Genomic DNA, 14,052 nt, shown 5'->3' on the forward strand with positions numbered 1-14,052 from the left:
TAATAACCCAGGACATTATGACGGATAATAACCCGAATTTTAACAAGCCTTATGCATATAATCCTGACTTGCCGGAAAAGAATGTTGACAATAGCGAGAACCAGCAGATTCAGGCTGAGACTAACGAAAATACAGAATCTAAGCAAGATGAATCATCAGGTTCAGGCATAGGTGCGAGGATAGCAGGAGCAGCAGTCGGGGGGATACTCGGTGCTCGCTCTGGAGGAATCGTTGGTGCCGTAGCAGGCTCCGTTGCTGGCGCTATGATTGGTAAGGGTACTGCTGATACGGTTAACCGTGCTGTAGATAATTTAGGGGATGCAGCCCACAGTGTCGCAGACGGTATTACCCACACTGTAGAAGATCTAGGCACAGTAGTAAAGGAAACTGCTGAGGAAGTTAAACCCTCTATCAAAGCTACAGCAGAAGCAGTCAAGGAGACTGTTGAGGAAACCAAGCCTTCGATTAAAGGTATAGCCGAATCTGTCAATGAGACAGTTAAGGAAACCAAGCCTTCTGTAGTAAATGCAGTCAAGAGCGCATCCGAGGAAGTCCAACCTACGATTAGAGAAGTAAAAGATTCGGTCAAGCAGACAGTGGAAGGTGTCAAGCCTTCTATACAAAGTGCAGCGGACTCTATTAAGAGCACTGCCGATGAAGTTAAACCTTCTGCCAAAGCTGTAGCTCAGGAAATTGAAGGGGCAACTAAGGATCTGCGATCGACTGTAAAACAGACAGCCAAAGCAGTTGAGCCATCTATAAAAAGTGCGGCCCACTCCCTTGAGTCATCTGGCAAGAGTGCCGCTGAATCCCTGAAGTCATCGGCTAAAAGCGCAGCCGACTCTGCTAAGAATGCAGCGCAGGAGGTTAAGCAGGATGTTAAGTCATCGGCTAAAAGTGCAGCCGAATCTGCTAAAGGTGCAGCGCAGGAGGTTAAGCAGGATGTTAAGTCATCGACTCAAAATACAACCCCATCCCCTCAAAGTACAGGGTATGATTTTAAGTCATCTGCCCCCAATCCAACCCCATTTACTCCAGGTACAGGGCAGGATGTTAAGCCCTCGGCCCCAAATCCAACCCCATTTACTCCAGGTACAGGGCAGGATGTTAAGTCCTCGGCCCAAAAAGCAGCCCAATCTGCTAAAGGTGCAGGGCATGATATTAAGTCATCTGCCCAATATCTAGCCGACGCCGCCGCCGAGAAAAATAAGGAGAAGGAGAGCGATATTCACATCTCCGGCAGTCCTGAAGTCAAGGACAAAGTGGTCATTCATGACCAGAGAATCAATAAGGACTCGGCAAAGTAAGGACTTAACTCCAGCTTGTTAAAGCTAGGGCTAAGAGAGTTTAAAAGAGAGTGGATCTTAGAAAAGAGTCCACTCTTTTCTGTGTAATGGACTCTGACAGTACCAGGATCAATGTAGAGAAGGTCTGCAATTTTCTGATTGCTCCGTCCGGCTACAATCATTGCCAAGATTTCCTGTTCGCGCCTCGTGAGCGGATTTTCCGGTAATTCTTTAGCCTCTGATCCCAATGAGTTAGACAGATGAGCGAAGTGTGAATAGAGTGACCTCTGGTGGGCAATTGAGCCGTATCGGTAGGATGCTAAAACCAATTCCTCGGTTTACATAAAGACGATTGCCTGACTGCCCATATCCTTTAATCCAGCCGTCAGCCTTTACCTCATTTTCTTTACTAAAAGTCATCCAAGACCATTCTGGAGTGAAGGGTAGACGAACTTGCCCCCCATGAGTGTGTCCTGCCACAGCCAAAGGTGCAGTGTTAGGAGGTAACGCTTCAAAGGAATCTGGGTTGTGCATCATCACCAACCTGGGTGTTCCTTCTGGCACCAAGTTCACCGAGACTTTCGGCTTATCGTTATTTGGCCAGTGTGCGCCGATGCCTACTAGGTATAGGGGGGTGTTGTCGGCTGTGTTTGCTGCGGTGGGGTTGCCATTCTCGGACGGTGCAATTGCTCTTAGGGCTGGGTTGCCGATCGCAACCGCCTCGTTCTGGAGGACTTCCACACCCACTGCTTCAAGCGCTTTATGCAATTGAGCCGCTAACTGTCTGTTTGGCGTTGTTTGCTTGCTTTTCATTGCATAGTCATGATTGCCCAAGACAGCATAGGTGGGGATGCCTGCTTCTGGAAGCGATCGCACAATTTCAACAGCCTTGCTAATCTCTTCCCTTGGATCTTCACCTGGATGGTAGATAAAGTCACCCGCAATTAGCACCAGTGCTGGACGCTCCTCGATTAATTGTTCCACAATGCGGCTGATGGTACTGGTGTTGTCCATCCACATTCCTATTTGCCAGTCAGCAATCAGTGCAACTCGCTTCCCTTCCCAAGCAGCGGGAAGATTAGGGATTTCTGCAACTTCCTCTTCTGTGTCAATTAGGTACGGTTCGAGCAAACCCCAAAAGAGAATTAAGCCAAAAATTCCTAACAAAACCAACAATGTATATTTAATTGTCTTCATTTTTGATAACCTATCTCATACTTTTAAAGAAGAATTTAAGCAACTGGAGGATGTGGCATTAATCACTAAAATGGGTTGCCCCTCCTTCAGCGTGATGACAAAGCCACTCTTTCCAACTGCTGGTGCCCTTGGGCTTCTGCTCGCTCCCTCTTTTCCGATGGTCGAATTTGGTGAAACTTCTGCAACATCTTCGGCAGAGGCTACGGTCAACCTCCCTTTAAACCTACTTGGATATAAAAGGAAGCACATCTATCAATAGGGGGTTTTTTCTCTCTAACTAATGGCAGATGTTTAAAAATATTGAACTGTTATCTCGACAGTGGATAGTCGAGGGAACTTTTGCTTTCTTTTGTTTAACGTCTAAAAACGCTGATATTGCCAGTTAGTGGGATTGAGGGATTAATTTTAGGTTGAATTAATGGGATGTCCGAGTTGGTGGAAATGTCAAGATAAGCGCGCACCCTCAAGGGTCTGGCTCCACAAACCAAGCACCCCTGCGCGGGTTAACTACAGGGGCAATCCCCACAGATTCCATTCCAATAAAACTTGACCAATCCTAAAAATTGTATATTGACCATCTCTTCCTCTTCTCTTTTAGGAAGAATAATCAACAGATTTTTTAGGGTATAAGGTTTCTTTTTTCCGGGAAAATATTGTTTCTTTTTTTACTCACTCGTTTGGTTTTTGGAGATGTCTATTGACAAATTTATCAAAATCTGATAATAAGGCTAAAGACCCATATCTATGGCTGTGACGCCTCAAACAAAGTGAAATCCTATATCAAGTCGTTCTTACAGAAAATCCAGAAATCCTATACCCCGCAGGGGTTTTATCCAACAATTGGGGACTGGTGGAACCAACTCTCTGATCGCCAGCGCAAGTCCAATGGTTTAATACAAAACATCTATCCTCCTCAAACCCTATGCCGCCAAGCACCCAAAACCATTGATGCCGAACTGTACTGGAAATTCACCCTAGACTATGGAACCCTGTCCCGACCTGCCTATCTAGCATCAGTAGAAGGGGGAAGGTTTTGCCAGGGCGTCGCTGTGATTACTCCAGATAATTACCTGTTATCTGATGCGTCAATTTACATGAGAATTGACCCAAATAAGCCTGAAAAACATCCAATCTTCCACCAAGAGATTCCTTCACCTACCTACCTAGATAAAACGGTTGCTGTATTAAGTTCTGCCGGTGCGAACACGTTTTTTCACTGGATCGTCGATGTTTTACCTCGATATGCCCTACTGCGGCGATCGCCAGATTGGTTTGAAGACATCGATTATTTTATCGTCAATGACCTAGCCCATGCCTTTCAGCGCGACTCACTCAATCTTCTCAACATTCCCCAAGAGAAAATTATCACCGCAGCAGATTACCCTCACCTACAAGCGAAACGTTTGCTAGTGCCCTCCTTTGTTCGTCACCAAACCTGTAACATTGGGAACTGGGTCTTTGATTTTCTCAGGCAAGAATTAGTCCCCCAGTCAATTCTTGATTCTGATGACTCTCAAAAAACCCGACGTCTCTACATTAGCCGCAACAAAGCCAGCAGCCGACGGCTTCTCAATGAAGAGGTAATATTTGATAGATTGCAACCCAAAGGATTTGAAAAAGTTTTTTTAGAAGACTATTCCCTATCCGAGCAAATCGAGTTATTTGCCACCGCTAACTGTGTAGTTGCCCCTCATGGTGCTGGACTTACAAATCTCATTTTTTGTCCTAAAAACACTAAAGTATTAGAGATTTATTCCCCCAATTATGTTAGTGTCAGTTATTGGAACATTTCCAATCAAGTTGGCTTAGATTATTATTACCTATTTGGGTCAGGTGAACGACCCAAGCCATTTGAAGATCCTCACCTCAGACTAGAGGACATTCAGGTAAACATTCCTGAATTTGAAGCCATGCTGAAGCAAATGCAACTTGAATAGCTTTTTTATTTTCCCCCTCTGTTCTCCCCCTAGGACTGAAACTTGTCCGCTCAATCTGTGGTGGTCATCAAAATGACGAGTCTACTCTTGAATGATCACCGCTCCCTCCAGAACTTTGTCGGGCAGGCAACCATGAGTGCCTTAACAGATATGGTTTCCAAGGCTGCACCCGCAAAAAAAACTTATTACAGTTAAACATTAAGAACTCAAGACCCTATATATAGCGGGTCTAAATCAATTTGCTATAACAATAGCGAGCAAGATGCTGGCACTCCAAGGGGAACGGCTGTTGGATCCATTGTCAAAATGATTTAGGTTCGCTCTATGAGTTCCTGTCGCTGCACTATGCCTGCCTGTCGGCTCACCTGGACATCACCCAGAAACTTAACAAAATTTAATCAATTAGGCTATACTGTAGCCTGGATATATCAAAATGATATAAATGCTTGAACTCTCTGCTTTAGGACTGCTGCAGCGCCATCCCTTACATGGCTACAGGTTGAAGCAAGAACTGGAGCTATTTATGAGTAGCTGCATGAGCGTCAACTATGGAGCCATTTACCCCTTGCTGAAACGCTTGGAGGAACGGGGTTACATTGCTGCGATCGCCCGGGAATCTGGAGACGCAGGTCCCAGTCGCACGATTTATGGCATTACTCCCAGTGGGTGCGATCGCTGGCGGCAGAAAATGCTCGAACATCCCCAGGATAGCTGGGTGAAAAGTCGCGCTCGTTTTGCGATTAAATGTTTCTTTTTCAGCGATTTAGAACCGGAGGCGAGGCTGGAATTAATGGAACATCGTTTAGTGCTTTGTCGCGCTCGATACAAAAGTTTCAGCGAAAAACCTTTGCCGGAGGATTCCTATCAAGTCGCTGTCTGGAATCGACATCTGGATGTTCTCAAATCAGAAATAAAATGGGTGCAAGAACAAATTGCCATTGAGGTGCAACAGTCGGGACATGGGGATAGGGGGAAAGCAAAGGGAGGGGCAAATCACTTAGGCGATCGCTAAGTTTCGTCATCGGTTTAAATCCCTTAATTAATACATCCCCCATAAAACTTTAACTTATTGATTAAAAAGTCGAACAAAAACAGGGAAAAACATGAAATCAACAAACCCTTCCAATGGAGAACTGGAAACTAAAGAACCCGTAAATTCTGTTCCTCCCGAAAGCGAATTAGAGCAACAGCAAGACAAACCGTTACGAGGTAAAAAGCGCCGGTTTAAATGGAGCAGCAGGCGGGGCCGATCGCTCGCTTCTGCTCTGTTTTTCCTCATCTTAGTCGCCGGGGGTGGCGCTGGCTGGTATTTCTGGCAATGGCGGCAAACCGCAATGGCGAGTAGCGAACAGCAAGGCGCACCCCAACGGCCCCAAGGGGTGGCGGTGCGATTAGCGACCGTGGAAATGACTACTTTAAGGGAGACATCAGAGTTTGTCGGGACCCTAGAGGCACAACAGGCAGCAGTGGTGCGCCCAGAAATGGCGGGAAGGGTGAGTCAGATTAATGTCAAAGCGGGGGATAAAGTCTCCCGAGGGGATATTATTGCCCGGATTGATACTCGGGAAATTGAAGCCAGACTCCGCCAAGCACAGGCGGCACAAGCTCGGGCGCAATCTCGGGTTGCAGAATTACAAGCGGGAACCCGACCCGAGGAAATTGCTCAAGGAGAGGCCCGTTTAGCCGCAGCGGAGGCCCGATTGGCGGAGGTGCTGGCGGGGACTCGTCCAGAAGAGATTGCTCAGGCACAAGCGCGTTTGCGGCAAGCGGAGGCGCGACTGGCTCAATTGCGCGCGGGGACTCGTCCGGAAGAGATTGCCCAAGCGGAGGCTCGGTTACAACAGGCGAAATCGGGTCTGGAATCCTTACGGGCGGGGAGTCGCGGGGATGAAATCGCCCAAGCTCAAGCCCAAATTGCGGATGCTCAGGCGCGGGTGGAGTTAACCACGGAACGGGTGGAACGGAATCGGGAGTTAGCGGATCAAGGGGCAATTTCCCGCGATCGCTTTGATGAAGTGGTTACGGAAAGCCGACGCGCCCAAGCGGATTTACAGCGCTTTCGCCAACGGGTGGAGGAGTTGGAAAAGCAGCGTCAAGAGGACATTATTGGCGCTGAATTACAAGTGACGGAAGCGGAACAAGCATTAGCCCAGCAGCAACGGGGGGCGCGTCCCGAAGAAATTGCTCAGGCTCAAGCGGAGGTGGCGGAAGCCCAGCAACTGCTGAATCAGCGAGAAAATGGCGCACGTCCGGAAGAGATTGCCCGCGCAGAAGCGGAAGTTGAAGAAACAAGGCAAGAGTTACGACAATTAGAGAATGGGACCCGACCCGAGGAGATTGACCAAGCTCAGGCACAAGTGGCGGAGGCGATCGCCCAAGTGAGAGCGTTGGAGGTGCAGTTACAAGATGCCAATGTCGTCGCACCCTTTGAGGGAATTGTGGGCGATATTCCAGCGAAAGTGGGAGATGTCGTCAGTATCGGGCAGGAATTAACGACGTTGACCCAAAATGATGCTTTGGAATTGCGGCTGTCGATTCCCCTGGAACGGGGGGCGGATCTGAAGTTAGGGATGCCGGTGGAAATTACCGATGCCAATGGACAACCCTTGTCTGTGGGGAAGGTGAGTTTTGTTTCTCCCACGGTGAATTCCGATTCCCAAACGATTTTAGCTAAGGCCAGTTTTGCCAATCAAGGACAACTGCGCGATCGCCAGTTTGTGCGGGCTAAGTTGGTTTGGGACGAACGGAACAATCGGATTGTGGTACCCACGACGGCAATTACCTTCCAAGGGGAGGAGCGCTTTATCTTTGTGGCGCGAGGGGAGGACCCGGTGACGGCGGAACGAGTGGCGGTAACCCTGGGATTGGTCCAAGGCGATCGGGCGGAAGTGATTGAAGGACTGGCAAACGGCGATCGCATCGTCATTTCCGGTTTACAACGCCTCTCGGATGGGGATCAGATTCGTCCCCTTGTCGATGAACCACCCTCCGCGAATCCCGAGTCTTCCCCGAAGGCAGCACCCTCGCCCTAAGCATCGGTGAGTTGATAAAAGTGAGAGTGAAAAATTTTGAACCTTTCTCTCACTTTAAATAGTTCAGGAACTAGCCCTAATTGTCGCGAATCCCTAACGCTAATGTTTACTACTTTTTTTGTCAAACGCCCGGTTTTCGCCTCCGTCTGTTCCCTGTTAATTATCATAATTGGGTTAGTCGGTTATACAAGATTGCCGGTGCAGGAATTTCCCAGCATTGATCCGCCTGTTGTGACGGTATCCACGGTGTATCCCGGTGCCAGTCCCCTCGTGGTAGAAACCGAAGTCACCGAAATTTTAGAAGGTCAACTGAATGGGATTGAAGGGATTAAAACCCTCACATCCCAAAGTCGAGAAGGGGTGAGTTCGATTACCCTCCAGTTTAACCTCGATCGCGATATTGATTTGGCCGCCCAAGACGTGCGATCGCGAGTCGATCGGGCCGTGCGTCAACTTCCCGAGGATGTCGATACTCCCCAAGTCACTAAACAAGAAGGGGACGTTTCTCCCATCGTGTGGTTTGCCTTATTTGGGGAAAATTACACCTCCCTCGAATTAAGTGACTATGCCGAACAGTTTATTACAGACAATATGGAAACTGTTCCTGGTGTCAGTAACATCTTTATCGGGGGTCAACGGCGCTATGCGATGCGATTATGGATCGACCCGGTGAAGTTGGCAGCGCGGAATTTGACGGTTTTGGATATTGAACGTGCCTTACGTCAAGAAAACTTAGAAATTCCCGGGGGTTTAGTCGAGGGAGAACAATCGGAATATTCGGTACGGGTTCTGGGGAGATTGCAAACGCCGTTGGAATATGAAGACTTAATTATTCAGCGCAATCCTGATGGGACGCAAATTCGATTTAAAGATGTGGGACGGGCGGAAATTGGTGCAGAAAGCGATCGCTCGTTCGTTCGGTTTAAGGGCATTCCGGCAGTTTCTCTAGGGGTAGTAAAGCTCTCTAGTGCCAATACCATTGAAGTGGCTCGCGCTGCCAAAGCAAAAATGGAGGAACTCTCCAAAAATTTCCCCGAAGGGTTAAATTATCAGGTAGCTTTTGATACTTCGGAATTTGTAGAACTCGCCATTGATGAAGTGTGGATTTCCCTTTTTCTGGGAACATTGTTGGTTATTCTGATTATCTTTGTTTTCCTACGGGACTGGCGATCGACGTTAATTCCTGCCGTCACCATTCCCATTTCCTTGATCGGTGCATTTGCCATCATGTTTATTCTCGGGTATTCTATTAATACCCTGACTTTATTTTCTTTGACCTTAGCGACTGGGTTAGTCGTGGATGATACGATTGTTGTCCTCGAAAATATTGTCCGGTATATTCAAGAGAAAAACATGAAACCCTACCAAGCCGCAATACTGGGGGTGGGTGAGGTTGTATTTGCCGTGATTGCCACCACCGTGGTGTTAATTGCTGTGTTTATGCCCGTCGGTTTTTCTGGGGGAAATACCGGGCGGTTATTTACCGAATTTGCCCTCACTCTCGCTGGGTCGGTGGTAATTTCTTCTTTTGTTGCCTTGACCTTAGCACCGGCATTATCTGCCCGCATTTTAAAGCGAGATGCAGAAATGAAAGGCGGAATATTTGCGATTATCGAATTCTTTTTTGATCGCATGGAACGGTTATATCGGTGGTCTTTGCGAAAAATCATGCCCTTTAAAGCGATTGTTGTAATTGCCTTTATCGGGTCCTTAGCTTTAACCGTTTTCTTATTTAATCAAGTCCCTAAAGAATTCATTCCCACCGATGACCGAGGGGCAATTTTTACGATTGTTCGAGGTCCGCAAGGGGTGACGATTAATTACACCGATAATGTGATGCAGCAGGTGGAAGAGGCGTATAGTAAAATCCCGGAAGTTAGAAGTTATTTAACCATTGGTGCATTTGGTCGGGGGACTCCCGGTCAAGTGAATCAGGGATTTGCCTTTGTTCGCCTCCAACCTTGGGCGGAACGAACCGAAGAGGGTCAGTCTCAACAAGACATTATTGGTCGCTTATTCGGGCAGTTTTCCCAGATTACAGATGCGGTCGTTTTACCCATTAATCCCCCTTCTTTACCGGGCGCTGGGTTTAGTCAACCTGTAGAATTCGTGTTGCAAGGCAGTGATTTAGAGGAACTGGCTCGGGTTTCAGAAGAATTGGCAAATAAAGCCAATGAATTGCCGGAATTAATGAACGTTGACACCGATTTAACCCTGACTAAACCGGAACTATTAATTACCATTGATCGCGCACAAGCAGCGAATTTAGGTATTTCGGTCCAGGATATTTCCCGAACCTTACAAATTATGTTTGGGGGACAGCAGATTACCAATTTTAACCGAGGAAACCGCCGGTATGATGTCATGGTCCAATCGGAAAAAGAATTCCGTTCTTCTCCCCAAGATATCGAACAAACCTATATTCGCACACAGTCTGGGCAGTCTGTTCCGCTCAGTAGTGTAGTGACGGTTAGTCCTTCAACGACACCCCCGCAAATTAACCACTATAATCGCTATCGTGCGGCGACAATTTCGGGTTCTCCCGCCCAAGGATTTACCTTGGGAGATGCCTTGAATGCCTTAGAAAATTTAGCTCCTTCCGTTATTCCTGCTGATATGCGAGTGACTCTCTCGGGTCAGTCTTTGGAATATCGAGAATCTGGACAATCGACCCTATTTATCTTCGGGTTATCCCTGGTCTTTATTTTCTTGGTGTTAGCGGCTCAGTTTGAAAGCTACATTGACCCAATCATCATTCTTTTGGCTGTTCCTTTGTCCCTTTTGGGGGCATTTTCCGCGTTGTTAATGGCGGGGCTAGATTTAAACATTTACAGTCAAATTGGGTTAATCATGCTGATTGGCTTGGCAACGAAAAACTCAATTTTGATTGTGGAATTTGCCAATCAGCGTCGGGAAGAAGGACTCTCGATTACCAAGGCGGCGATCGATTCGGCAAGGGTGAGATTTCGTCCCATTTTGATGACCGCTTTTTCTACCATTTTCGGATTGTTACCCCTAGCATTTGCCACGGGGGCGGGGGCAGCGGCCCGGGTGGCGATCGGGATGTCCGTTGTTGGCGGAATGTTTGTTTCTACGGTATTAAGTTTGTATGTCATTCCGGTGTTTTATACTATTGCCATGAAAGCGCAATATCGGTTAATGCACAAAGGACATGATGAAACAGAAAACACGGTTTTGACAGAAACTATAGAACAGGAGTCGTTTTCCAATGGGAATGGTAAGACTACCCAAACCTTGAGAAAAGTAGAACAAGGCGATCGCGAAAATCTCCCCTCGGGACGACGCTAAGTCAATTGGAAGTTACGTCTCGACCCGATGTAACTTCCAATTGACTCTAATTTCCTCTGCCCCCTCTAAACTTTAAGCAAACAATAATTAGTTTCCCCTTGCCGGGTTACCGGGAATTACAATATACTAAATTAGCTTGTACCTATCGTTAAAACCACAGCCCTAAAAATGGCCCGAGATGAGTTATTACAAATTCGGATCAGTACCCAAGAAAAAGAGCGTCTGCAATTAGAAGCAGAGCGACGTGGGGTATCCATGTCTGAAGTCATTCGTGACTATATCAAACGTTTGCCTAAATCAAAAAAAGAAGAGTAATTCCGCCGGTAAACTTCATTCAGGACCCCAAGGGTCTCATCCCAACCCGGCCTGAATTTCCCTCACTCGGGAATGACAGTCTTTTTGATATGGTATCTATAGTGACTTGATTGATGTCCTCGACGGAAAGAGATAGAATATGTCTACCCCCCAAATTGCCCCTTATGGTTCCTGGAAATCCCCGATTACCTCTTCGGCGATCGTCGCTGGCAGTATTGGACTCGGGCAAATTTTTTGGGACAATCAAACCCTGTATTGGTTGGAAATGCGACCCCAAGAAGCAGGCAGAAATGTTCTCGTGTCGCGATCGCCTCAAGGAGAAATCCAGGATATCGTCCCGGCACCCTTCAACGTTCGCACCCGCGTTTGTGAATATGGCGGCGGTGCTTTTACCGTCAGCAATGGCACCGTTTATTTCTCCAACTTCAGCGACTCGCGCCTCTACCGTCAATCCCAGGGAGAAGAACCGCAACCCCTCACGCCCGAAGCGAATATGCGCTATGCCGATTTTACCGTCGATACGCCCCGGGGACGCTTAATTTCGGTGCGAGAAGACCATACCAGCGCGGGAGAACCCGTCACCAGTTTAGTCAGCATTAACTTAGCAGAGGGTGCAGATATCCGCGTCTTAGTCGCCGGAGAAGACTTTTATGCCACTCCCCGCCTCAGTCCCGATGGCAAATATCTCTGTTGGTTAAGTTGGAATCATCCCAATATGCCTTGGGATGGCACCGAACTGTGGATCGCCCAAATCAACCCTGATGCTTCTCTCGGCGAAACCCAACAAGTCGCCGGAGGCGTGGATGAGTCAATTTTTCAACCCCAATGGTCGCCGGATGGTACTCTGTATTTTGTCTCGGATCGCTCAGGATGGTGGAATCTCTACCGATCGCACCCCACCACCGGCAAAATTGAACCCGTCTGCGAAATGGCGGCAGAATTTGGACTCCCCCAGTGGGTGTTTGGGATGTCTACTTATGGATTTGCCAGCAGCAGTCACCTAATCTGCACCTACACCCAATCCGGAATCTGGCATTTAGGCAGTATTAACCTAACAACCGGCATTCTCCAGGAAATCGAAACGCCCTACACCTCCTTTAGTTCCCTGCAAGTCAACGGCGATCGCGTGGCATTCATCGGCGGTTCCCCCACCGAACCCACGGCGATCGCGCAATACCATCTCGACAGCAGCGAACTGCAAATCATCCGCAAATCCACCACCTTAACCGTCGATCGCGCCTACCTCTCCCAACCCCAACCCGTAGAATTTCCCACCGAAAACGGATTAACCGCATACGGCATCTTTTATCCGCCCAATAATCAGGATTACATGGCCCCCGAAGGTGAATTACCGCCCCTGTTAGTCAAAAGTCATGGCGGACCCACTTCCTCCGCCAGCAGCAGTCTCAGTTTAAGCATTCAATATTGGACCTCCCGGGGATTTGCCGTCTTGGATGTCAACTATGGCGGCAGTAGCGGATATGGACGGGAGTATCGGCAACGCCTAGAGAATCGCTGGGGAATTGTCGATGTCGATGACTGTGCCAATGGCGCGAAATATCTCGGGGAACAAGGATGGGTAGATAGCAACCGACTGGCGATCGCCGGAGGCAGTGCAGGCGGTTATACAACCCTCTGCGCCCTCACCTACCGGGATGTCTTCAAAGCCGGTGCCAGCTATTATGGAGTCAGTGACTTAGAAGCCTTGGCGAAAGAAACTCATAAATTTGAGTCCCGCTATCTCGATAAATTAATCGGTCCCTATCCGGAAGCCAAGCAAATTTACATCGAGCGTTCTCCCATCCATGCTTGCGATCGCATTTCCTGCCCCGTCATCTTTTTCCAAGGATTAGAAGACCAAATTGTTCCTCCAAACCAAGCCGAAGCAATGGTTAATGCCTTAAAACAAAAAGGTATTCCCGTTGCCTATCTTCCCTTTGAAGGTGAACAGCATGGTTTCCGGCGATCGGAAAATATTCAACGGGCTTTAGATGGAGAATTTTACTTTTATTCGAGAATTTTTGGCTTTGAACCCGCAGAGAAACTAGAACCCGTCCCCATCGACAATTTCTAATCAAAACCTAGGCCAATTGTCTATTAAGAGGTAGAAGAATGAGCAGAAACAATGTCAAAGCGATCGCCGAAACCCTAAAAACCCAAATTCTGATTTTGGGTGGCTTTGTCGCCATCATGTGGATTGTCCAAATTCTCAACCTCTTCCTGTTCCGAAACACCTTACTCATTTATGGCGTTTTGCCTCGTCACCCAGACACCCTACGCGGCATTCTATTTATGCCGTTTTTACATGGAGGATTCCCCCATTTAATCGCCAATACCGTCCCATTTGTAACCCTCGGCTGGTTCGTCATGGTTCGGGAAATTCGCGATTTTTGGGTCGTCACTGCTATAACCATGTTAGTCAGTGGATTAGGGGTTTGGGTATTTGGTTCTCCAGGATGGCATATCGGAGCCAGTGGAGTGGTATTCGGCTATTTAGGTTATCTCCTCTCGCGCGGGTTTTTTGAACGAAATTTACCCTCAATTCTGCTATCCATCATCGTCGGTGTATTGTATGGGGGCATTATCATCGGCGTATTACCCATACAAGCGGGTGTTTCCTGGGAAGGTCATTTATTCGGATTGATTGGCGGTGGAATCGCCGCTTGGTGGTTATCACGCCGTCCGTCAATTTAGTACAGCAGAACAATTGGGCGATCGCTTTTAGAGGCGATCGCTGATATAGCGCGTCTAAATCATTCTGGCATACAGATAGCGAGCAAGATGCTCGCACTACAAGACTTTCAGTCTTGGAGCAATTGTCAAATTCATTTAGGGTCGCTATATAACGGTTCCCAAAGTTATTCGCGTACATTCTTGTGGAGTGCGAGCATCTTGCTCGCCTGGTTGACTGACAAAACTTAGTCAGGCGGATACTTGTAAGTATGTATTTTGAACTCAATACGGTAGGTACGGTCG

At 47.8% G+C, this 14,052-nt stretch carries 10 protein-coding genes; 8 read left to right on the top strand and 2 right to left on the bottom strand.

Translation table 11 applies throughout. From position 1 onward, the window contains the following. Positions 1 to 17: 17 nt before the first annotated feature. On the top strand, positions 18 to 1,307 hold the full coding sequence (locus NG795_RS08180) for a hypothetical protein (RefSeq protein WP_367288156.1): 1,290 nt from the start codon (positions 18 to 20) through the stop codon (positions 1,305 to 1,307). On the opposite strand, the gene NG795_RS08185 is transcribed toward NG795_RS08180, so the two are convergent. Beyond that, a complete protein-coding gene (locus NG795_RS08185; protein ID WP_367288157.1) occupies positions 1,271 to 1,615 on the bottom strand; it encodes a response regulator transcription factor in 345 nt (114 codons plus the stop codon). The two genes, NG795_RS08180 and NG795_RS08185, sit on opposite strands and share 37 nt — an antisense overlap. Beyond that, positions 1,539 to 2,483, bottom strand: coding sequence for a metallophosphoesterase (locus NG795_RS08190; protein WP_367288158.1), 945 nt, complete (start codon positions 2,481 to 2,483; stop codon positions 1,539 to 1,541). Before NG795_RS08190 ends, NG795_RS08185 begins: the two co-directional genes overlap by 77 nt. Before the next feature lie 767 nt (positions 2,484 to 3,250). Here NG795_RS08190 and NG795_RS08195 point away from each other — a divergent pair. From NG795_RS08195 to NG795_RS08225, 7 genes are all read left to right on the top strand, one after another. Further along, positions 3,251 to 4,420, top strand: a complete 1,170-nt coding sequence (locus NG795_RS08195) for a glycosyltransferase family 61 protein (protein WP_367288159.1) — start codon at positions 3,251 to 3,253, stop codon at positions 4,418 to 4,420. A 442-nt stretch (positions 4,421 to 4,862) separates the two neighbouring features. Then, the gene (locus NG795_RS08200; protein ID WP_367288160.1) at positions 4,863 to 5,432 is read left to right on the top strand and encodes a PadR family transcriptional regulator; all 570 of its coding nucleotides are present in this window, start codon (positions 4,863 to 4,865) and stop codon (positions 5,430 to 5,432) included. Between the two features lie 91 nt (positions 5,433 to 5,523). After that, positions 5,524 to 7,452: an efflux RND transporter periplasmic adaptor subunit gene (locus tag NG795_RS08205; RefSeq protein WP_367288161.1), complete on the top strand. Its 1,929-nt coding sequence runs from the start codon at positions 5,524 to 5,526 to the stop codon at positions 7,450 to 7,452. A gap of 102 nt (positions 7,453 to 7,554) precedes the next feature. Next, complete coding sequence (locus NG795_RS08210) at positions 7,555 to 10,761, top strand: efflux RND transporter permease subunit (protein ID WP_367288162.1); 3,207 nt, start codon at positions 7,555 to 7,557, stop codon at positions 10,759 to 10,761. 168 nt (positions 10,762 to 10,929) lie between these two features. Continuing rightward, positions 10,930 to 11,076, top strand: coding sequence for a ribbon-helix-helix protein, CopG family (locus tag NG795_RS08215; RefSeq protein ID WP_367288163.1), 147 nt, complete (start codon positions 10,930 to 10,932; stop codon positions 11,074 to 11,076). Between the two features lie 139 nt (positions 11,077 to 11,215). Further along, on the top strand, positions 11,216 to 13,150 hold the full coding sequence (locus NG795_RS08220) for a S9 family peptidase (protein ID WP_367288164.1): 1,935 nt from the start codon (positions 11,216 to 11,218) through the stop codon (positions 13,148 to 13,150). Between the two features lie 38 nt (positions 13,151 to 13,188). Then, a complete protein-coding gene (locus tag NG795_RS08225) occupies positions 13,189 to 13,770 on the top strand; it encodes a rhomboid family intramembrane serine protease (RefSeq protein ID WP_367288165.1) in 582 nt (193 codons plus the stop codon). Positions 13,771 to 14,052: the final 282 nt, after the last annotated feature.

The organism is Laspinema palackyanum D2c (genome assembly GCF_025370875.1).
Taxonomy (GTDB): Bacteria; Cyanobacteriota; Cyanobacteriia; order Cyanobacteriales; family Laspinemataceae; genus Laspinema; species Laspinema palackyanum.

What these genes read in the sequence shown, in the direction of transcription:
- NG795_RS08180 (WP_367288156.1), top strand. Translation starts at nt 18, where the DNA reads ATGACGGATAATAACCCGAATTTTAACAAGCCTTATGCATATAATCCT.
- NG795_RS08190 (WP_367288158.1), bottom strand. Translation starts at nt 2,483, where the DNA reads ATGAAGACAATTAAATATACATTGTTGGTTTTGTTAGGAATTTTTGGC.
- NG795_RS08200 (WP_367288160.1), top strand. Translation starts at nt 4,863, where the DNA reads ATGCTTGAACTCTCTGCTTTAGGACTGCTGCAGCGCCATCCCTTACAT.
- NG795_RS08205 (WP_367288161.1), top strand. Translation starts at nt 5,524, where the DNA reads ATGAAATCAACAAACCCTTCCAATGGAGAACTGGAAACTAAAGAACCC.
- NG795_RS08210 (WP_367288162.1), top strand. Translation starts at nt 7,555, where the DNA reads ATGTTTACTACTTTTTTTGTCAAACGCCCGGTTTTCGCCTCCGTCTGT.
- NG795_RS08215 (WP_367288163.1), top strand. Translation starts at nt 10,930, where the DNA reads ATGGCCCGAGATGAGTTATTACAAATTCGGATCAGTACCCAAGAAAAA.
- NG795_RS08220 (WP_367288164.1), top strand. Translation starts at nt 11,216, where the DNA reads ATGTCTACCCCCCAAATTGCCCCTTATGGTTCCTGGAAATCCCCGATT.
- NG795_RS08225 (WP_367288165.1), top strand. Translation starts at nt 13,189, where the DNA reads ATGAGCAGAAACAATGTCAAAGCGATCGCCGAAACCCTAAAAACCCAA.